Source organism: Brevibacillus brevis (genome assembly GCF_022026395.1).
Taxonomy (GTDB): Bacteria; Bacillota; Bacilli; order Brevibacillales; family Brevibacillaceae; genus Brevibacillus.
Genome location: NZ_CP041767.1, coordinates 3,584,271 through 3,605,522, shown reverse-complemented (window position 1 = coordinate 3,605,522; position 21,252 = coordinate 3,584,271). Strand labels below are relative to the sequence as shown.

Genomic DNA, 21,252 nt, shown 5'->3' with positions numbered 1-21,252 from the left:
CGGGGTACTCCCCTAGATTAAAGGGGAGTGCCTCTTTTTCTTGTTTGAACGCTCACTTATGGGGAAGGTGGGAAAACCGTGGACCGTTTACAAGAGCAAAAACATCGCTTCTCCCTATTGGTCAAGCAAATGGAAGTTCCTGACGAATGGGTGGAGCGATTTTTTCTAGATGCGCAGATTGAAAAGCTAGAGCTGTATAAGCAAAACAAAGAATGGGTTTTTCACTTTGCCCTCCCGAGAATGATACCTGCAGATGTTTATGCTGCTTTTACCAAGCGATTGACGCATACATTTTCACATCTAGCCAAAGTAGATACCCGATTTCGCTATCACCAAAAGCCGTCTCTTGATCACGTAGTCGAAGAGTATTGGGATGTCTTGCTAGCTGGGCTGGAGCCAACATTGAACTCCTTGGCCGTTACGATGCGTCAAGCACGTAAGCAAGTCGACCAACAGGAAGTCAAGGTGTACTTGCCAACGGAGATGTCTGTTGAGGTTGCCAAGCGAAAACGAGCGGATAATGAACTTTTGGCTGCTTTCCAGAAAGCAACTGATTGTTCAATGCGCTTTTCTTTCCATGGGGAAGAAAGCGATGACGCGTATAAGGCCTTTGAGGAGCAACGTAAAGAAGAAGAGCGTGCTCTCGTCGAAGTTGTGATGACGGCTGTTCAACAAGAAAGCAAATCGTCTGATAAAGCCGAGGCTGTCACTACGCTTATGATGGGTTATGAAATCAAAGATGCGCCGATCCCGATTTGCGAGATTCAAGATGAGGAACGGCGTATCGTCATCCAAGGAACCGTATTTAACGTAGAAGTAAAAGAGCTTCGCAGTGGACGTCATTTGCTCACATTCAATATTTCTGACTATACGGATTCTCTCACGGTGAAGATGTTCTCCCGCGATAAAGAAGACGTGAAAATGCTTGAATTGCTGAAAGACGGCATGTGGGTGAAAGTGCGGGGAAGTGTTCAGCATGACACATTTGTACGCGATCTCGTTATGAATGCCAATGATTTGAACCAGATTGAGCAGGTCATTCGCAAAGATCAAGCAGAAGAAAAACGTGTCGAGCTCCATTGTCATACGCCGATGAGTGCGCTGGATGCCGTTGCATCTGTAAAATCACTGATCTCGACCGCAGCAAAGTGGGGTCATAAAGCCATTGCTGTCACTGACCATGGTGTCGTACAGGCATTTCCAGAGGCGTATTCCATCGCCAAAAAGAACAACATCAAATGCATTCTCGGTATGGAAGCGTACGTAGTCGAGGATGGTATCGATATTGTTTATAACCTGCAAGCAGACAATAATATTTCCATAGATGAAAATACCGAGTACGTCGTGTTTGATACGGAGACAACGGGTTTAAACGCGTCTGAGCATACCATCATCGAGATCGCTGCTGTCAAAATGAAAGGCTCGGAAATTGTCGACCAATGGACGGAACTGATTGACCCGCAATTGGAAATTGGGCCAAAGACAACTGAGATTACGGGGATTACCAACGAAATGCTCCGCGGGCAAGAGACACTCGATGTGGTTCTTCGCAAGTTCAAGGATTTTACTGGTGACGCCATCCTGGTTGCACATAATGCAGAGTTTGACAAAGCGTTTATTAATGCCTGCGCCAAACGGATCGGCATGGAGCCATGGACCAATCCATTTTTAGATACGCTGCCTTTGGCTCGGTTGATGTACAAAGGAATGCGCAATTATCGTTTGGGATCATTAGCGAAAAAGTTCAACGTCGAGCTCATCAATGCCCACCGTGCGTTGGACGATACCGTAGCCTTGGCTCACGTGTTCCAGCAAATGTTGAAGGACATAAAAGAAGCGGAAATCAAATCGCTTGCTGAATTGAATGAAAAAAGCAACGAAGAGGCGGATTACAAGAGTGGACGTCCATTCCATGCGACGATTCTCGTGCAAAATAAAGAGGGACTCAAAAACCTGTACAAGCTTGTAAGTCGTTCCCATGTGGAAACATTCTTCCGTTGGCCCCGGATTCAGCGAAGCCAGCTGACCAAATACCGCGAAGGCTTGTTAATTGGTACGGCGTGCAAAGACGGAGAGCTCATGCAATCGATTCTCCGCGGTAAGTCACCTGAAGAGTTGAAGGAAGTTGCTGCTTTTTACGACTTTTTGGAATTACAGCCGATCGCTCATTACTCACCACTGTTGCGTAATGAAGAAATTCCTTCGCTGGAGACGATGAAAGGCTACCATGAAAAGATCGTCGAAATGGGAAAAGAGCTCGGTAAGCTGGTCGTAGCTACAGGGGATGTGCACTTCCTGAATCCCCAGGATGAGATCTTCCGCGATGTTTTCTTGCTGTCAAAAGGTGATCCAACCGCAGGCAACCAGCCGCCGCTTTACTTCCATACAACGGATGAGATGCTGGAGGCGTTCTCCTTTTTGGGAGAGGAGACCGCAAAAGAAATTGTCGTGACGAACACTAATGCCATCGCAGACATGATTGAGGATATTAGTCCGATTCCAGACAAGCTGTACACGCCGATCATTGAAGGGGCGGATGATGAGCTGCGTCAAATGTGTTATGACAAAGCAAGGTCGTTGTATGGTGACCCATTGCCTGAACTGGTCGAGCATCGCTTGGAAAAAGAATTGAACAGTATCATCAAACACGGCTTCGGTGTGATTTATTTGATTTCGCAGCGTTTGGTAACGAAATCATTGAATGATGGTTATCTGGTAGGCTCACGTGGATCTGTAGGCTCGTCTTTTGTTGCGACGATGTCTGAGATTACCGAGGTAAACCCATTGCCTCCTCATTATCGCTGCCCAAATTGCAAGCACAGCGAGTTTATTACTGATGGTTCAATCGCCTCTGGGTTTGACTTGGAGGATAAAGCATGTACAGAATGTGGAACCATGTATGCCAAGGATGGACAGGACATCCCGTTCGAGACGTTCCTCGGCTTTAAAGGAGATAAGGTACCCGATATTGACTTGAACTTCTCTGGTGATTATCAGCCGCGTGCACACAAGTACACACAAGAACTGTTCGGAGCAGACTACGTATATCGTGCAGGAACGATTGGTACTGTTGCGGAAAAAACAGCGTATGGCTATGTGCGCAAGTATGCCGATGAACGAGGCATGACGTTGCGCAATGCCGAGATATCCCGGATCGTGAACGGCTGCACAGGTGTAAAAAGGACGACAGGGCAGCATCCGGGCGGTATTATCGTAGTTCCTGACTACATGGAAATTGAGGACTTTTGTCCGATTCAGTTCCCGGCTGATGATAATGAGTCAGAATGGCGCACAACCCATTTTGACTTCCACTCCATTCATGACAACCTGCTAAAACTCGATATTCTGGGACACGACGATCCGACCGTCATTCGTATGCTTCAAGACTTGACGGGAATGGACCCGAAGACGATTCCACTGGATGATAAAAAGACAATGTCCATCTTCAGTTCGACGGAAGCCCTGGGGGTAACACCCGAGCAAATCGGTACGAATATGGGGACATTGGGCATTCCAGAGTTCGGAACCAAATTCGTTCGTCAGATGCTGGAAGACACCAAACCGACTACGTTTGCCGAGCTTGTTCAGATTTCTGGACTTTCTCACGGTACGGACGTTTGGTTGAACAACGCGCAGGACTTGATCCGCAATGGTACTTGCAAACTGCCAGACGTAATTGGTTGTCGTGACGATATCATGGTGTATTTGATCTATAAAGGGCTAGAGCCTTCGCGTGCCTTTAAGATCATGGAGTCTGTGCGTAAAGGTAAAGGGGTTCCTGAGGACGATCAGGAAGAAATGCGCAACAACAATGTGCCAGAATGGTATATTCAGTCGTGCCAGCGAATCAAGTACATGTTCCCGAAGGCGCACGCGACTGCCTACGTCATGATGGCCGTGCGGATTGCCTACTTCAAGGTTCATCGCCCACTGGAGTTTTACGCGACGTATTTTACTGTTCGCGCAGATGACTTTGATATTCCGCTGATGGTCAAAGGCTCAGCGGCGATCAAGCAAAAGATTGAAGAGATCGAGGGCAAGGGACACGATGCGCAGCCAAAAGAAAAGGCATTGCTGACTGTCTTGGAGATGGCGTTGGAAATGGTTGAACGCGGCTTCCGTTTTGCCAACGTTGATTTGTACAAATCGGACGCTACTCGCTTCTTGATCGAGGGTGATTCTCTCATCGCTCCATTCAACGCCCTGCCTGGTTTAGGGACGAATGCAGCGATCAGCATCGTACAAGCGAGAGAGCAAGGGGAGTTTTTGTCCAAGGAAGACCTCCTGTCCCGCTCCCGTATCTCCAAGACCATTTTGGAGTTCTTGGACGAGCAAGGTGCGTTGAAAGGATTGCCAGAATCCAACCAGCTATCCTTGTTCTAAGGCGTGCAGTCAAGGCTCACAGTCATCCAAAGGTTGTCAGCAGAGGGCTGTTATGCTATAATTTTTTTGGAAATACTGGTTTTATACGCATGGCTGATCGAGAGTGGGGAAACCCACTCTTTCTTTCTGGCTACACCTCATGGTTCAAATGAGAAGGAGGTACTTGCTTGAGCAAGGTAACAGGCATCGTCACTGAACTCGTCACGCCCATTGCTGAAGAATTGGGCCTGGAGCTAGTTGACATCGAGTACAAAAAGGAAGGCAGCAACTGGTTTCTGCGCGTGTTTATCGACAATGAAACTGGCAACATTGATATTGATGACTGCCGCCTTGTCAGCGAGAAGCTGAGCGAAAAACTAGACGAAGTAGATCCCATCCCTACAGCATACTTTTTAGAAGTATCTTCGCCGGGTGCTGAGCGCCCATTACGCAAGGATAAGGATTTCACGAAAGCTGTCGGCAGAAATGTGCATATCACAACAAAAGAGCCAATAGAAGGTGCAACCACGTTCGAAGGCGAACTGGTATCCTATGAGGATGGCAAGCTGACAGTAAAAGAAGCAAAGAAAACGTATGTAATTTCCCAAGAGCAAATTGACACGGCTAGAATGGCAATTATTTTTTAGTTGTCGCGGCCTGTGTTAGCCTGTGGTAAGTAAAGGAGGAGGCAACGAAAGTCATGAACGGCGATTTTATCGAGGCTTTAGAAGCCATTGAGAGAGAGAAAGGCATCACCAAAGACGTACTGATTGAGGCCATCGAAGCGGCTCTTATCTCTGGATACAAACGTAACTTCAACTCGGCCCAAAATGTGCGGGTGGATGTAAATCGTCATTCAGGTATGGTGCGTGTGTTTGCGCGGAAGAACGTAGTGGAAGAGGTATTGGATCCGCGTCTTGAGATCTCTCAAGAAGCAGCACAAGAAATCGATCCTAACTTCCGTCTGGAGGACATCGTCGAAATCGAGGTAACGCCTCGTGATTTCGGTCGAATTGCTGCTCAGACAGCGAAGCAAGTGGTTACGCAGCGCATTCGCGAAGCGGAGCGCGGTTTGATCTACAGCGAGTTTATTGAACGTGAAGACGATATCGTAACAGGCGTTGTTCAGCGTATGGACGCTCGCAATTATTACATTGATCTGGGTAAGGCGGAAGCCGTTATGCCGATCACCGAAAAAATGCCATCCGAAGATTTTAAATCACAAGATCGCGTGAAGGCATACATCATCAAAGTAGAGAAAACCACTAAAGGACCGCAAATCGTCGTTTCCCGTACTCATCCGGGGCTTTTGAAGCGCCTCTTCGAACTAGAAGTGCCAGAAATATATGACGGTGTGGTTGAAATCAAGTCTGTTGCGCGAGAAGCCGGTGATCGCTCGAAGATCGCTGTGCATTCCATCAACGCAGATGTTGATCCAGTAGGAGCTTGTGTCGGTCCAAAGGGCATGCGTGTCCAAACGATCGTTACAGAGCTGAAAGGCGAAAAGATCGACATTGTTCGTTGGTCTGAAGATCCTGCCGAGTACGTAGCCAATGCACTCAGCCCTGCAAAAGTGCTGCATGTTGAGGTTAACGTAGCGGAGAAGGTTACTCGTGTGATCGTTCCCGATTATCAATTGTCTCTGGCGATTGGTAAGCGTGGCCAAAACGCGCGCCTGGCAGCCAAGCTGACTGGCTGGAAGATCGATATCAAGAGCGAGTCCCAAGCCGACCAAGAAGGCATCGCTTATCCAAAAGAAGTAGAGAGCGATGAAGGGACGGACAACGAATAATCATGAAGCAAAAAAAGATCCCGTTGCGTAAGTGCATTGTTTGCCAAGGAATGTTTCCGAAAAAGGAATTAATCCGCGTCGTCCGGACGCCAGAAGAAGAGATCGTCATTGATCTTACTGGAAGGGCGGCGGGACGCGGTACCTATGTGTGTCGGCAGGAAAGCTGTCTGAAGCCGGATGCGTTCGCATCGGGGAAATGGAAAAAAGTGCTGGAACGTGCCCTCAATATGTCCATCTCCCAAGAAAAGTATGATGCTTTCCGTGAGAAATGGCTGGAGATGGTGGGAAAATGACCCCAAAAGCAGCACAATTACTCGGATTGGCGATGCGTGCGAGAAAGATCGTTACTGGGGAGGAATTGGTCATTACCGCTGTTCGTAATGGGCAGGCCCGCCTGGTATTGCTCGCATCAGATGCATCAGACAATACCGCCAAGAAAGTAAAGGATAAATGTTCCTATTACGGTGTCTCATGTGTAACCACTGGCGACCGACATTCATTGGGACACGCAATCGGAAAAGATGGGCGCGTTACCGTGGCGGTAACCGATGGGAAATTGGCCGAAAGCATTCAGCGTCTGCTCACCTAACTAAGAAAGGGTGAAGTATATTTGAAGACACGTGTGTATGAGTATGCCAAACAGCACAACATGAGCAGCAAGGAAATCCTCAATTTGCTAAAACGATTGAATATAGAAGTAGCAAATCATATGAGTATCATGGAAGAAGGGACGATCAAAAGGATCGAGGATCACATGGCAAAATTGCGTTCTGGTGCCAAACCGGAGACGCGGAGCACACCTAGTGATGCAAGACCCAAACAAACGGACGATCAACGACGCCCCAACGACTCCAGAGGACAACAGATCAAACCCCAGCAGCAAGCGGGGCAAGTTCAACCGGTTAGAAATGAAAAACCAAATAGCGATCGCGGAGCAAAGAACACAAGCACGAATCGTCCAGGAAATAGCAGTGCAAGTGGCAATCTCGATCAGCATAGTCCTCAGCATGGAAAAAATCAGGGGAAGAATCAGGAGAGAAAACCAAACAATATGAGAAGTCAACCCGCAAAGCCGTCTGACCGTAAGCCGCAGAATCAACAACGACCACAAAACCAACAGCGTCCTCAAAATCAGCAACGACCACAAAACCAACAACGACCACAAAACCAACAACGTCCTGCAAACCAACCTGCAGCGAATCAAACGGAGGGTCGTACAGGGGAAGAGTTTGAGGATAAAGTAAAACTTCCTTCCAATGTTGGTATGGAAAAGCGTGAGAAAATCAAAAAAGCTCCTCAAACCCAAAAGACTTTTGAAGATAACAAGAAGAATCAACCATTCCGCGGTGGAAACAACCGTAACAACCAAAACAACCGCCGTGGAGGAAATAACAACCGTGGTGGTGGTGGACAAAAGCCGCAACGTCCTGTGATTGAACCACCTACAAAGATCACGTTTACAGAGTCTTTGACTGTAAATGAGTTGGCAGTGAAACTGCGTAAGGAACCAGCCGAAGTAATCAAAAAGCTGTTCGGCTTGGGTATCATGGCGACGATCAACCAGTACCTCGATCGTGAAGCTATCGAACTGATTTGCGCGGACTACAACGTAGAAGTCGAAGAAAAAATCATCATTGATGAAACGAACTTCGAAACGTTGGAAGACGTAGATGCACCAGAAAGTCTCATGGAGCGACCGCCAGTTGTTACCATCATGGGTCACGTTGACCACGGGAAAACAACGTTGCTGGACGCGATCCGCTCTACAAACGTAGTAGCGGGAGAAGCGGGAGGAATTACACAGCATATCGGTGCGTACCAAGTTGAGATCAAAGGAAAGAAAATTACTTTCCTCGATACACCAGGTCACGCGGCGTTCACAACGATGCGTGCACGCGGTGCGCAAATCACAGATATCACCATTCTGGTGGTTGCAGCAGATGACGGTGTCATGCCGCAAACCGTTGAGGCGATCAGCCATGCGAAAGCGGCAAATGTGCCAATCATCGTTGCTGTCAACAAGGTTGACAAACCAGAAGCAAATATTGACCGTATCAAGCAAGAGTTGACCGAGTATGAATTGGTTGCCGAAGAGTGGGGCGGCGATACGATCTTCTCCCCATTGTCCGCTAAACAGCGTACAGGTATCGAGGAATTGCTCGAGTACATCTTGCTCGTATCCGAAGTACAAGAACTGAAAGCCAACCCAGACAAACTTGCGCGCGGTACCGTTGTCGAAGCTGAGCTCGACAAGGGACGTGGTCCTGTTGCAACTATCTTGGTTCAACAAGGTACTCTCCGTGTAGGTGATCCTATCGTTGTCGGTTCCGCTTTTGGACGTGTGCGTGCGATGGTGAATGACAAAGGACGCCGTCTGAAAGAAGCAGGTCCATCTACGCCAGTAGAAATTACGGGTCTGAATGATGTTCCACAAGCAGGCGATCAGTTCCGTGTCTTTGAAGACGAGAAGAAAGCCCGCGCGATCGGGGAAGCACGTGCTTCCAAGCAACGTGAATCCGAGCGTCGTGAAAGCTCCCGCGTTTCTTTGGATGATTTGTTCCAACACATCCAAGAAGGCGATATCAAGGAACTGAACCTGATTGTAAAAGCAGACGTACACGGTTCTGTGGAAGCACTGCGCGGTTCTTTGGAGAAAATCGATGTCAACGGAACTCGTGTGAAGATCATTCATACAGGTGTTGGTGCGATTACAGAATCCGATGTTACACTGGCAAATGCTTCGAATGCCATTATCATTGGTTTCAACGTTCGTCCTGAACCAAATGCGCGCAGCATGGCTGAACAAGAGAAGATCGACATTCGCCTGCACCGTGTGATCTATACTGTAATCGAAGAGATCGAATCTGCTCTCAAAGGTATGCTTGATCCAGTCTTCAAAGAAAACATTATCGGCCAAGCTGAGATTCGTGAAGTGTTCAAAGTATCCAAAGTCGGAAACATTGCAGGTTGCTATGTGACTGAAGGTAAATTGAGCCGCGATGCTGGTGCGCGTTTGATCCGCGAAGGCATTGTGATTTATGAAGGTAAGCTCGATACCCTCAAACGCTTCAAAGATGATGCGAAAGACGTTGCTGCTGGCTATGAGTGCGGTCTAACTTTGGAACGCTTCAATGACCTCAAAATCGGCGACGTCATCGAAGCATTCGTCATGGTTGAAGTGAAACAATAATGATAGCAGGTGTGCAGATCGAACTGTTTCTGCCCGCTAGCCAAAACCTGAAAGAAAAACGGGCCATCGTCAAAAGTCTGATCGGCAAGCTGCGGAGCCGATTTCATGTCTCCGCGGCAGAGGTGGCTTATCTCGAGCAATGGCAGCGTACCGTGTTGGGTATCGCTGCCGTTGCTAATGAGATTTCTTTTTTACAACAAGAAATGCAGGCTGTCATTCGATTCGTGGAAAACCATCCAGAGGTAGAGTTGATTCGCGTGGATACGGAATACTACGACTAAAGAGCAGCCAGCGGAGGTGAAAATCGATGAATAAAACACGAATCAGCCGCGTAGGCGAAGAAATCAAAAAAGAGTTGAGCCTCGTATTGCAGCGTGGACTCAAAGATCCTCGTGTCGGTTTCGTAACGGTAACAGATGTAGAGGTAAGCAGTGACCTGCAATTGGCAAAGGTTTTTGTCAGCATTTTTGGCAGTGAGGAAGAGCGTAAAGCTTCTCTTGCAGGTTTGACAAAAGCAAAAGGTTATTTGCGTACGGAGATCGGGAAACGCGTAAAGCTGCGTCACATTCCTGATTTTGTATTCAAGCTGGACGAGTCCATTGACTACGGCAGCAAAATTGAATCAATCCTGCGGGAAATCTCCACAGAGGGAGAGAAACAGGATGAATCCTAATCAAATGGCAGTACAGGAAGCGGTGCGTTTTATGCAGGAGCACGACCGCTTCCTGGTTCTTTCCCATGTAAGCCCTGACGGAGATGCTACAGGATCTGCTTTGGGAGTCGTGCTCATGCTAGAGCAATTGGGAAAAGAGTATGTGGTTGTAAACGAAGGGGAAACACCGATCAAGTTTAACTTCTTGCCGCGGTTTGACCGTCTTTATAACCTGCGCAAACAACCACTGAACGAGACGTTCGGGGCCGTAATCGCTGTAGACTGCGCGGATGAGTCGCGGATGGGCGATGTACGGTCTTTATTTGCTTCTGGCGCTGCATTGCTGAATATCGATCATCACCCGACCAACGATCATTTTGGAACGGTAAATCTGGTTCGACCGGATGCAGCCGCAACAGCAGAAATTTTGTTTGATGTTGCAGAAGCAGCAGGGGTTTCTTTCAACGAAGAGCTTGCGCTGTCTATCTATACCGGCCTTCTGACGGATACTGGCGGTTTCCGTTATTCCAATACATCACCACGCGTCATGGAGATCGCAGCTCGATTGCTCGGATATGGTGTGAAGCCAGGAGACGTAGCAGAGCGGTGTCTGGAAGAAATCACATTTGCCCATGTGAAAGTACTGCGACGCGCTCTCCAAACGTTGCAACTGACCCATCAAAATTTGGTTGCCTCCATCACTGTTGCAGCCGCAGATTTTGCCGAAGTGGGTGCAGAGCGGGAAGATGCTGGTGGATTGGTGAATTACTGCCGTAACATTGAAGGAGTCGAGGTCGGCGTTTCTTTTGTGGAAGCGGAACCGGGAGTGGTAAAGGTGAGCATGCGCGCTCGCGATCGGGTTGACGTAGCTGTCATTGCGAAGCAGCTCGGTGGCGGAGGGCACGCAAAAGCAGCAGGTTGCACGATCAAAGGACCACTTTCAGAAGTACAGCAAAAAGTTTGGACTGTGCTGGACGATGCAGTAGGAGTGAAATTCGATGAGTAACGTGAACGGCGTGCTGGTTATCGACAAGCCAGCTGGTATGACATCCCATGATTGTGTAGCACGTATTCGTCGATTGTATGGAACGAAAAAAGTGGGGCATACGGGTACACTTGATCCAGATGTGACGGGTGTACTCCCCATTTGTGTGGGACACGCAACGAGGCTAGTTGAATATTTGCAAGAGCTGCCTAAGCGCTATGATGTAGTCATGCGACTCGGCTCAACTACCACGACGGAAGATGCTTCTGGAGAAGTGGTGGAGCATGACATAGTAGATGCAGCATCGATTACGACGGAGCGTATTCAAGCGCTGTTCGCATCCTTCTTGGGTGAAATGGAGCAGATACCTCCGATGTTCTCTGCGGTTAAGGTAAACGGCAAGCGGCTGTACGACCTGGCTCGTGAAGGCACGGTAATTGAACGGCAGGCACGGAAAGTGACGCTCTATGAGCTGACACTTCATAAGATTAGCGTAGATGGGGACACTGTCGATGTTGCATTCACGTGCACGTGCTCCAAAGGCACATACATGCGCACCTTATGTGTTGACCTCGGACGCGCTCTGGGTTATCCTGCCCATATGAAGCTGTTGCGGCGAATAAAAAGCGGCCCGTTCCAGGAGCAAGAGGCAATCCCGCTCCAGCAAATTGAGGAACAGGCAGCAAGTGGGGAAGACATTTCCCACTACTTGGTCTCCATCCCTCAGGCAATCTCGTTCTTACCATCGTTTCAGGTCAAGCCAGAACGGATCAAAGCAGTACGTAATGGACTTGCGACTGCGCTTCCGGGCGTCACTGCGGAGGAAGGAAGTTTGATTTGCTTGTTTGCGGGGGAAGAATTACTTGGCATTCATCGCGTATGCCGTGGAGACAAAGGACTTTTCGCCAAGCCAGAAAAAGTCTTTCCAGCCGAGGTGTAATCCGTGAAAACGATCTACCTAACATACCCGTTTCCGTCTGACCTGCAAGCGAATCCTTGTGCGATTGCACTTGGGTACTTTGATGGTGTACATATTGGGCATCGCCGTGTAATCCAAAAGGCGATTGATACAGCGAAAGCAAACGGATGGCAAAGTACGGTAGTGACCTTTGATCCGCATCCTCGAGAAGTTTTGGGGCAAAGCGGTTATACCCGCTATTTGACACCACTTGAAGACAAGCTCGAGCAATTCGAAAAGATGGGCGTAGACACCACATATGTGATGAAGTTCGATATCAGCTTTGCGGCTATTTATCCAGAAGATTTCATCGCAGAGTGCCTTCTTCCATTGGAATGCCGCCATATTGTCGTTGGCTTCGACTACACCTTTGGTTATCGCGGGATGGGGACTGCCCATACCTTGCAAGAAATGAGCAAAGGTCGCTATGGGCTCGACATCGTGGGTCCGGTAAATCGCTTGGGTGAAAAAGTGAGCAGTACAATCATCCGTGAATATCTTCATCATGGGGATGTCGAGCAGGTTCGTCATTTGCTAGGCCGCTCCTACAAAGTGCGTGGAACAGTCGTGCATGGCGACAAACGCGGTCGAACCATTGGTTTTCCTACAGCGAACGTCCAAGTAAATCAGCCGTACTTAATCGGAAAGAATGGGGTCTACGGCGTTCGCTTTACCGTGGATGAACAAAGCTACTATGGTGTCATGAACGTTGGGATCAAGCCTACATTTGAACTGGAGAAAAAAGAAAAGTCACTAGAAGTGCACATTTTTGAGTTCTCTGGTGAAATTTATGACAAAGAAGTAGAAGTAGAGTTTTTGTTCTACATCCGGGAAGAGCAGAAGTTTGCTGGAGTCGATTCACTCATCGCGCAAATTGGACGAGATGTACAAACGGCGAAGCAAAAATTCGCAGAGGGAATCTCGTAAAGGATTCTCTTTGCTTTTCACAAAATGGTATGCTATAATTCAAAACGTTGTACAGATAACCGTAGCTTGGCTGTCCGATTCTCACCGACGGCAGACTCGGCGAACGGTATAAAAAATGAGGAGGTGAGTCATGATGGCATTGACTCAAGAACGTAAAACTCAACTGATTCAAGAGTTCCGTACTCATGAGAACGACACCGGTTCACCGGAAGTGCAAATCGCTATCTTGACCGAAAACATTAACAATCTGAACGGACACTTGCGTACGCACAAGAAAGATCACCACAGCCGTCGTGGTCTCTTGAAAATGGTTGGTCAACGTCGTAACCTGTTGACATACCTGCGTGAAGCAGATGTTCAACGCTATCGTTCGGTTGTAGACCGCCTGGGTCTGCGCCGCTAATCAGCGTTTTGTAGAAAGCGGGTTCTGCCCGCTTTTTCTATCGTGTGGGAGGGTTTAGCGCAAGAAATGCGCTAAGCCTATCCTAACGAGTAAAGGCTTAGAAACAAATGGTTTGCTTACATTAGCTTCACAAAAGAAGCTTTTTTTATTATCTAGAACGACTGCCAAAGGTACCCATTTAATTTTTATCATGGCAGGAAATAATACATATAGGTAGAAAACAAAGTGTGTAAACGCACATTGTTGTGAAGGAGGACTGCTAGCATCATGGAGCAACAATACCGTACATATGACTTCGAACTGGCAGGCCGAAAACTGACCCTGGAATTTGGCAAAATGGCTAAACAGGCGCATGGTTCGGTCTTGGTTCGTTACGGCGATACAGCAATCCTGTCTGCAGTTACAGTCTCGAAGGAGCCGAAGCCACTTGACTTCTTTCCACTGACTGTCAACTATGAGGAACGTCTCTATGCGGTTGGGAAAATTCCTGGCGGCTTTATTAAAAGAGAAGGACGTCCAAGCGAAAAGGCGATTTTGGCTAGCCGCTTGATTGACCGCCCTGTCCGCCCTCTTTTTGCAGAAGGATTCCGTAACGATGTACAAATCGTAAATACTGTTCTGTCTGTGGATCAAGACTGCTCGCCTGAAATCGCTGCGATGATCGGTACTTCCGCAGCGCTATGCGTCTCGGAGATTCCTTTTGAAGGTCCGATTGCAGGGGTAATCGTAGGTCGAATTGACGGTGAGTTCGTCATTAACCCTACTGTAGCTCAAGCAGAGAAAAGCGATATTCACCTGACTGTCGCAGGTACGCACAAAGCGATTAACATGGTGGAAGCAGCTGCGAACCAAGTACCGGAAGCGGTCATGCTTGAAGCGATCATGGCTGGTCATGACGTGATTAAGCAATTGGTAGAATTCCAGAACATGATCGTAGCAGAAATCGGCAAGCAAAAAATGGAAGTCATCTTGCATGAGGTTGATCCTGAAATCGATCAAGCTGTACGTGCATATGCGGAAGCTCGCTTGAAAGAAGCTGTTCGCATCGAAGAAAAACAAGCGCGCTACGATGCTATTGATGATATCAAGGCAGAAACCAAAGAGCATTTTGCAGCCAAGGACCCTGAGGCATATCCAGAACAGGAAAAGATGATTAGCGAAGTACTTGGCAATATTGTCAAGGATGAGGTTCGCCGTCTGATTACTGACGAGAAAGTTCGCCCTGATGGACGAGCTTTGCACGAAATCCGTCCGCTGTCCAGTGAGACAAACATTCTTTCCCGTACACATGGCTCTGCTATGTTTACCCGCGGTCAGACGCAAGCGTTGAGCGTTTGCACATTGGGCGCGCTGGGAGATGTTCAAATTCTCGATGGACTCGGTCTGGAAGAATCGAAGCGTTTCATGCACCACTACAACTTCCCGCCGTATAGCGTGGGTGAAGCACGTCCGTTGCGTCCTCCGGGTCGTCGTGAAATCGGACACGGTGCGTTGGGTGAGCGTGCTATCGAGCCGATCATTCCATCTGAGACAGAGTTCCCATACACGATTCGTCTCGTATCCGAGGTCATTGAATCCAATGGTTCCACATCGCAAGCATCGATTTGCGCGAGCGTACTTGCCTTGATGGATGCAGGTGTACCGATCAAAGCACCGGTAGCAGGTATTGCGATGGGCTTGATCATGAGCAAAGATGAGAAATCTTTCTCGATCCTGACTGATATTCAAGGTATGGAAGATCATTTGGGAGACATGGATTTCAAAGTAGCGGGTACAGAGGCTGGTGTAACAGCTATCCAAATGGACATCAAAATTTCCGGTATTAACCGTGAGATTTTAGAGTTGGCCTTGGAGCAAGCGCGTGTTGGTCGTTTGCACATTCTGAACCATATGATGAGCACGATTTCCGAACCGCGTAAAGAACTGTCTCCTTATGCACCAAAAATCATGACCATGACGATCAATCCGGAGAAAATTCGCGATGTAATCGGTCCACAAGGTCGTGTCATCAATAAGATTATCGAAGAAACCGGCGTAAAAATCGACATCGAACAAGATGGAAGAGTCTTCATTGCATCCATCAACCACGAGGCGAATCTGCGCGCGAAACAAATCATTGAAGATCTGGTTCGTGAGGTAGCTGTTGGTCAGGTATACCTGGGAACAGTAAAACGCGTAGAGAAGTACGGTGCGTTCATCGAGTTGTTCGCGGGTAAAGAGGGCTTGTGCCACATCTCTCAACTGGCTGAAGAGCGTGTAGCCAAAACAGAAGATGTTGTCGCAGTTGGTGATAAAGTACAAGTGAAAGTGACCGAGATCGACGACCAAGGTCGTGTGAATCTCTCTCGCAAAGCAGTTTTGAAAGAACAAGCTGCTGCGGCACAAGCTGCTGAAACGCCAACAAAAGCAGAATAAAGGAAACCAAAAGGCTTCGTCACTCGAAGAAATTCGTGTACGGAAGCTTTTTTCTTTTCTATACCAGATGCTCCTGATTCGTATGTCTAAGTCGTTCCCTCCCTTCATACATTGGACAAGAGAGACTCGTACGATTGATAGAGGAGGGCGACGCCCTAATGACGAATAGGACCAGGAGACTTTTGTTCATCGTTATATATGGAGCTGCGCTGATTGTTCTCTTGAATTATCAGCCTATTCATCATTACATTAGCACGCTCAAAAATGTCCAGGTAGTAAATGGGGATCGAAACGACAATGAAAAAGCGCGTTTACGGGCGCAGATTGAAAAGTGGAAAGAGGGCAGAGAGGAAGAACCAATCGATGCCGTCGTTGATCAGACGTGGAAGGCGATTCCCGGCTATAATGGACGTGTAGTCGATGTAGAAGAATCACTCAATAAAATGCTGGCTGCGGGTGTGTCCAGCCCAGATTTGCTGGTATACAAGGAAGTACCTCCAGCGGTTTCGCTTGAGCAATTGGGAGCACAACCGATCTATCGAGGAAATCCAAATAAACCAGCGATTTCTTTTATGATCAATGTGGCTTGGGGAAATGAGTATCTCGATTCGATGCTCAATACACTCGATAAACATAAGGTAAAAACAACGTTCTTTCTGGATGGCTCTTGGGTAAAACGTTACCCAGAAGAAGCGAAAAAGATTATGGCACGTGGCCATGAGATTGGGAATCATGCGTATTCGCATCCTGATATGAACACACTGGGAACACAGAGGATTCATCAAGAGATAAGTCGTACGCAAGATGTTATTTTTAAAACGCTGGAAGTAAAGCCTTCCCTGTTTGCACCGCCATCTGGTGCTTTTAACCAACGCGTTGTACAAATCGCGCATTCGTCTTATCAAATGAAGACGATACTATGGACGGCAGATACCATTGACTGGCAGAAACCTTCGCCTGCTTATGTGATCAATAAAATAAGCCGGAAAATGGAGAACGGCGTCCTCGTACTCATGCACCCTACTTCTACCTCCGAGGCCAGTTTAGACCAGCTTCTGACAATCGCCAAAAAGAAGGGGTTACAGCCGACGACTGTTTCGGAGGTTATATCGAGTCGTAGACTCCCGTCACCGTAAATACATGTTCATTTATTGTGGAGACAAAGGAAGTTTGCTATAGTTAGACGTGTTTACAAGAAATTCCCCGAGGTTTCGGGTAGAGACAGATGAACAACCGAGGAGGATTTACGTGATACAACGTCATACGTGTGATAACGGTCTTCGAATCGTGACGGAACGGATTCCGTCCGTTCGCTCCGTTGCCTTAGGCATCTGGGTAGGGACTGGTTCGAAATATGAAAACGAGAAAAACAACGGGATTTCCCATTTTCTCGAGCATATGTTTTTCAAAGGCACAAAAACTCGTTCTGCAAAGGAAATTGCGGAAACCTTTGATGAGATTGGCGGGAACGTGAACGCCTTTACTTCGAAGGAGTATACTTGTTATTACGCAAGGGTGCTCGACCAACATGCTCCGATCGCTCTCGATGTTCTTTCCGATATGTACTTCAACTCGGTATTTGATGCAGATGAGTTGGAAAAGGAAAAGAACGTCGTCATTGAAGAGATCAGCATGTATGAAGACACACCAGATGATTTGGTGCATGATTTGATTGCACGCGCTTCGTACAGCACACACCCGCTAGGCTATTCGATTTTGGGTACGGAAGATGTCCTGCGTAGCTTGAAACGTGATGATTTGATCGGTTATATTGATCAGCACTACCTGCCAACGAATACGGTGATTACGGTAGCGGGAAATTTTGAAGACAGTTTGATTGAAGATATTCAAAAGCGCTTTCAAGCTTTCTCTCGTCCAGGCGCTATGCCGACCTTGTCTACTCCTGACTTTGCTGGAAATGTTATTGCACATCACAAGGCAACAGAGCAAGCGCATTTGTGCCTGTCTTTACCTGGGTTTAAGGTAGGACATCCCGAAGTATATTCCTTGATTTTGCTGAACAATGTGCTGGGTGGCAGCATGAGCTCGCGTCTATTTCAAGAAATTCGAGAAGAACGCGGCTTGGCATACTCCGTGTATTCCTATCATTCGTCCTATAAAGAAGCGGGTACGTTCCACGTGTATACAGGAACGGCACCAGAGCAAGTGGGACAGGTTTTTGATATCGTCTCGCGCGTCCTGCGCGATGTCGCTGATCATGGAATTACGGACAAAGAGCTGAACAAAGGAAAAGAGCAGCTGAAAGGCAGCCTGATGCTCAGCTTGGAAAGCACGAATAGCCGTATGAGTCGCCTTGGCAAAAATGAGCTTTTGCTGGGCCGTCATCTCAGTCTAGATGAGATCATCGCCAAAATTGACCGTGTTTCCCATGAATCTGTTTTGGCTGTGGCGCAGCAGCTGTTCCGTTCCAAGATGTCTATGGCGATGGTGAGTCCACTCGATGGCTTCCCTGAAAACGTGAATAACGATATTTTGTTGTAGGCAAAAATCCGGCATAGCCCGGATTTTTTTGCGTATATCAACAGTAAATGAAAGGACAAAGGGGGCTTCTCCATGCGCTTAAGCGAGTTGGGTGGGAAGGAGATTATCGGACTGGACAACGGGGAGAAAATGGGAGTCATCAGTGATTCCGATTTAGTCATCCATCCCGAAAACGGTGCGATTCAATCCATCATCTTGCCAGGAGGTAGTTTCTTTGGGTTCGGCAAGAAGCGAGAGGACCTCGTGATCCCATGGAGTTCCATCGTAAAAATTGGGCCAGATATGGTCATCATCCAGCTTCAAGCGCCTGAGGCACAAGCTTCTCAAAAGTAGGCGCTACTGTCACCGAAGTAGCAGGAGCGGAATAGGATGGGGGTAGACCGCATGGATTTCCGTCAACTTTTCCAAAAGGAAAACCTTTGCGTTCCGATCATTTAATGCAGTAAAATGTGTGGAAAGGGGAACGCAGCATGCTAACGGGCATACATGTTGCCTTCATCGGCGGAGACGCTCGCCAGTTGGAAGTCATTAAGCGATGCATACAACTGGATGCTAGCGTCACGTTAGTTGGCTTCGACAACCTGGAAAGTAATTTTACAGGGGCAACGAAGAAACCATTAACATGCGATGTGTTGAAAGACGTGGACGCCCTCATCCTACCCATCGTAGGGACCGATGATCAAGGATACGTGGAAAGTATTTTCTGCTCCAAACAACTGCAGTTGCTAGACGAACATGTGGCAAGTCTGCCGGGTCATTGCGTGGTTTACACGGGAATGGCAAAGCCTTATCTGAAAAAGCTGTTGGCTTCCACACAGCTTCCTCTCGTGGAGCTTTTGGATCGTGATGACGTAGCTATCTATAACTCTATCCCTACTGTAGAGGGAGCGTTAATGATGGCGATTCAACATACGGATATTACGATTCATGGATCACAGTCAATTGTTTTGGGATTGGGCCGAACAGGTTTGTCCATGGCTCGAGCATTGCATTCGTTGGGAGCCCGCGTAAGAGTTGGAGCCAGACGTCAAGAACACTTGGCACGCATTTATGAGATGGGATTGACTCCCTTCCATATAAGCGAAGTAAGGCAACAGGTTACGAATGCTGATTTCATTTTTAATACCATCCCGCAATTATTACTCACGGCAGAAGTGATTGCTCAAATGCCTCAATCGGCGTTTATACTTGATCTTGCCTCCAAGCCAGGGGGAACAGATTTTCGTTACGCTGAGAGACGAGGTATCAAAGCTCTTCTTGCTCCCGGATTGCCTGGAATCGTTGCACCTAAAACCGCTGGACAAATTTTAGCCCAAACATTGTCTCGTCTGATTGCGGATCAAAGGAAAGCGCCAGGAGGGGATGCAACATGAGTAAGCTTCAGGGAAAGACCATTGGATTTGGTTTGTCTGGATCGCATTGCACCTTTGAGGAAACGATGCCGCAAATTAAGCGATTTGTGGATGCTGGAGCACGGGTGGTTCCGATCGTATCGAACACGATTATGACCACGGATACACGCTTCGGTACTTCGCAAAGCTGGCAGCAACAAATCAAGGAACTGACGGGGGAAGAGCTTATTTCGACTATTCCACAGGCTGAGCCGTTGGGACCTTCCAAGTTGTTGGATGTCATGCTGATTGCGCCTTGCACAGGGAGTACGACGAGTCGACTGGCAAATGCCATTACGGATAGTGCCGTACTGATGGCGGCTAAGGCTACCATGCGTAATTTGCGACCCATCGTGATTGCCATATCCACCAATGATGGTCTGGGATTAAATGCAGCCAATATTGCCAAGCTGTTGGCTGCGAAAAATATGTATTTCGTTCCGTTCGGGCAGGATGCTCCGGATAAAAAACCGAATTCGCTTGTAGCTCGTATGGATCTACTATTAGAAACATGCGAAGCAGCTTTGGAAGGTCGACAATTGCAACCCTTGCTCATCGAAAGATTTAACTACTAATAAGACTACAGAAAAAACAATTAACCTGCTTTTTCGCGATTAGGAGGAGAGTAAGAGATGGCAAACCAACTGACTTTCAATGTTGCTGTAGTCGGTGCGACTGGTGCAGTCGGACAGCAGATGATTCAACTATTAGAAAAGCGCAACTTCCCAATCAAACAGCTTAAGCTGCTTGCTTCTGGACGTTCTGCAGGAAAAACAGTCACCTTCAAGGGGCAAGAAATTGTACTGGAAGAGGCGACTCCAGACAGTTTTGCAGGGGTTGATTTCGCCCTGTTTAGTGCTGGCGGATCGGTCAGCAAGGAACTGGCTCATCACGCAGTACGTCATGGCGCGGTTGTCATTGACAATACCAGTGCATTCCGGATGGACCCAGATGTCCCTCTCGTTGTGCCAGAAGTAAACATGGATGCTGCGCTCGCTCATAATGGAATCATTGCGAATCCGAATTGCTCTACGATTCAGATGGTTGCCGCTCTAAAGCCCCTTTATGATCGTTTTGGTATAGACAGAATTATCGTTTCTACTTACCAGGCAGTATCCGGTGCAGGTCAATCTGCGATCAATGAATTGCTCGACCAGAGTCGAGACATTTTGGATGGAAAAGAACCGCAGTGTAACGTACTTCCCGTAGGCAAATTGCCTGTACATCATCAGATTGCGTACAACGCGATTCCGCAGATTGATGTGTTCACCGACAATGGTTTTACTTATGAAGAAATGAAAATGGTCAATGAGACCAAAAAAATCTTCGGTGATGACACTGTACTTGTTTCAGCTACTTGCGTACGTATTCCAGTGGTCTACGGCCACAGCGAGTCGGTATATGTAGAGCTGAAACAGGATTACGATCTGGCAGAAGTAAAGGCCCTGCTGAAAGACGCTCCGGGTATCGTGTTAGTAGATGCGCCGGAGGAACAGCAGTATCCACTCGCTACTGATGCAACAGGCAAACTGGAAGTATTCGTGGGCCGGGTGCGTCGTGATCTCCATCATCCTCGTGGACTGCATATATGGATCGTTTCTGACAATCTTCTCAAGGGTGCAGCATGGAATACAGTACAAATCGCTGAAGAACTCATAAAAGCAAGAGTATAGGG

At 47.8% G+C, this 21,252-nt stretch carries 19 protein-coding genes; all 19 read left to right on the top strand.

Annotated elements, in window-relative coordinates; genetic code table 11:
* Positions 1 to 78: 78 nt before the first annotated feature.
* The 19 genes from FO446_RS17090 to FO446_RS17000 all read left to right on the top strand — a co-directional run bounded on the left by FO446_RS17090 (position 79) and on the right by FO446_RS17000 (position 21,250).
* A complete protein-coding gene (locus FO446_RS17090; protein WP_173607991.1) occupies positions 79 to 4,383 on the top strand; it encodes a PolC-type DNA polymerase III in 4,305 nt (1,434 codons plus the stop codon).
* A 167-nt stretch (positions 4,384 to 4,550) separates the two neighbouring features.
* Positions 4,551 to 5,009 carry a ribosome maturation factor RimP gene (gene rimP / locus FO446_RS17085; RefSeq protein ID WP_173607990.1) on the top strand — a complete coding sequence of 153 codons (459 nt, stop codon included), beginning with the start codon at positions 4,551 to 4,553 and terminating at the stop codon, positions 5,007 to 5,009.
* Between the two features lie 53 nt (positions 5,010 to 5,062).
* Positions 5,063 to 6,154: a transcription termination factor NusA gene (gene nusA, locus FO446_RS17080; RefSeq protein WP_048033423.1), complete on the top strand. Its 1,092-nt coding sequence runs from the start codon at positions 5,063 to 5,065 to the stop codon at positions 6,152 to 6,154.
* Between the two features lie 2 nt (positions 6,155 to 6,156).
* Entirely contained in the window at positions 6,157 to 6,447 is a 291-nt protein-coding gene (gene rnpM, locus FO446_RS17075; RefSeq protein ID WP_015891714.1) for an RNase P modulator RnpM, read from the top strand.
* Positions 6,444 to 6,743, top strand: coding sequence for a YlxQ family RNA-binding protein (locus tag FO446_RS17070; protein ID WP_016743350.1), 300 nt, complete (start codon positions 6,444 to 6,446; stop codon positions 6,741 to 6,743). The genes rnpM and FO446_RS17070 overlap by 4 nt, the downstream gene beginning before the upstream one ends.
* A gap of 21 nt (positions 6,744 to 6,764) precedes the next feature.
* Positions 6,765 to 9,344: a translation initiation factor IF-2 gene (gene infB / locus FO446_RS17065; protein ID WP_173607989.1), complete on the top strand. Its 2,580-nt coding sequence runs from the start codon at positions 6,765 to 6,767 to the stop codon at positions 9,342 to 9,344.
* A complete protein-coding gene (locus FO446_RS17060; protein WP_016743352.1) occupies positions 9,344 to 9,625 on the top strand; it encodes a DUF503 domain-containing protein in 282 nt (93 codons plus the stop codon). The genes infB and FO446_RS17060 overlap by 1 nt, the downstream gene beginning before the upstream one ends.
* A gap of 26 nt (positions 9,626 to 9,651) precedes the next feature.
* Complete coding sequence (rbfA, locus tag FO446_RS17055; RefSeq protein WP_007719226.1) at positions 9,652 to 10,017, top strand: 30S ribosome-binding factor RbfA; 366 nt, start codon at positions 9,652 to 9,654, stop codon at positions 10,015 to 10,017.
* A complete protein-coding gene (locus FO446_RS17050) occupies positions 10,007 to 11,002 on the top strand; it encodes a DHH family phosphoesterase (RefSeq protein ID WP_173607988.1) in 996 nt (331 codons plus the stop codon). The genes rbfA and FO446_RS17050 overlap by 11 nt, the downstream gene beginning before the upstream one ends.
* A complete protein-coding gene (gene truB / locus FO446_RS17045) occupies positions 10,995 to 11,921 on the top strand; it encodes a tRNA pseudouridine(55) synthase TruB (protein WP_237898593.1) in 927 nt (308 codons plus the stop codon). The genes FO446_RS17050 and truB overlap by 8 nt, the downstream gene beginning before the upstream one ends.
* A gap of 3 nt (positions 11,922 to 11,924) precedes the next feature.
* Positions 11,925 to 12,866 carry a bifunctional riboflavin kinase/FAD synthetase gene (locus tag FO446_RS17040; RefSeq protein WP_237898591.1) on the top strand — a complete coding sequence of 314 codons (942 nt, stop codon included), beginning with the start codon at positions 11,925 to 11,927 and terminating at the stop codon, positions 12,864 to 12,866.
* 133 nt (positions 12,867 to 12,999) lie between these two features.
* Entirely contained in the window at positions 13,000 to 13,269 is a 270-nt protein-coding gene (gene rpsO / locus FO446_RS17035; RefSeq protein WP_015891708.1) for a 30S ribosomal protein S15, read from the top strand.
* A 267-nt stretch (positions 13,270 to 13,536) separates the two neighbouring features.
* Complete coding sequence (pnp, locus tag FO446_RS17030) at positions 13,537 to 15,684, top strand: polyribonucleotide nucleotidyltransferase (protein WP_173607985.1); 2,148 nt, start codon at positions 13,537 to 13,539, stop codon at positions 15,682 to 15,684.
* A gap of 158 nt (positions 15,685 to 15,842) precedes the next feature.
* Positions 15,843 to 16,820, top strand: a complete 978-nt coding sequence (locus tag FO446_RS17025; RefSeq protein ID WP_221869155.1) for a polysaccharide deacetylase family protein — start codon at positions 15,843 to 15,845, stop codon at positions 16,818 to 16,820.
* A 112-nt stretch (positions 16,821 to 16,932) separates the two neighbouring features.
* On the top strand, positions 16,933 to 18,186 hold the full coding sequence (locus FO446_RS17020) for a M16 family metallopeptidase (RefSeq protein WP_173607983.1): 1,254 nt from the start codon (positions 16,933 to 16,935) through the stop codon (positions 18,184 to 18,186).
* A 72-nt stretch (positions 18,187 to 18,258) separates the two neighbouring features.
* Positions 18,259 to 18,519 carry a YlmC/YmxH family sporulation protein gene (locus FO446_RS17015; RefSeq protein WP_047067819.1) on the top strand — a complete coding sequence of 87 codons (261 nt, stop codon included), beginning with the start codon at positions 18,259 to 18,261 and terminating at the stop codon, positions 18,517 to 18,519.
* A 137-nt stretch (positions 18,520 to 18,656) separates the two neighbouring features.
* Complete coding sequence (gene dpsA, locus FO446_RS17010; RefSeq protein WP_173607982.1) at positions 18,657 to 19,559, top strand: dipicolinate synthase subunit DpsA; 903 nt, start codon at positions 18,657 to 18,659, stop codon at positions 19,557 to 19,559.
* Positions 19,556 to 20,152 (top strand): dipicolinate synthase subunit B, encoded by a 597-nt coding sequence (locus tag FO446_RS17005; RefSeq protein WP_007719213.1) that lies wholly within the window; start codon positions 19,556 to 19,558, stop codon positions 20,150 to 20,152. Before dpsA ends, FO446_RS17005 begins: the two co-directional genes overlap by 4 nt.
* Positions 20,153 to 20,209: 57 nt before the next feature.
* Entirely contained in the window at positions 20,210 to 21,250 is a 1,041-nt protein-coding gene (locus FO446_RS17000; protein WP_237898588.1) for an aspartate-semialdehyde dehydrogenase, read from the top strand.
* Positions 21,251 to 21,252 lie beyond the last annotated feature (2 nt).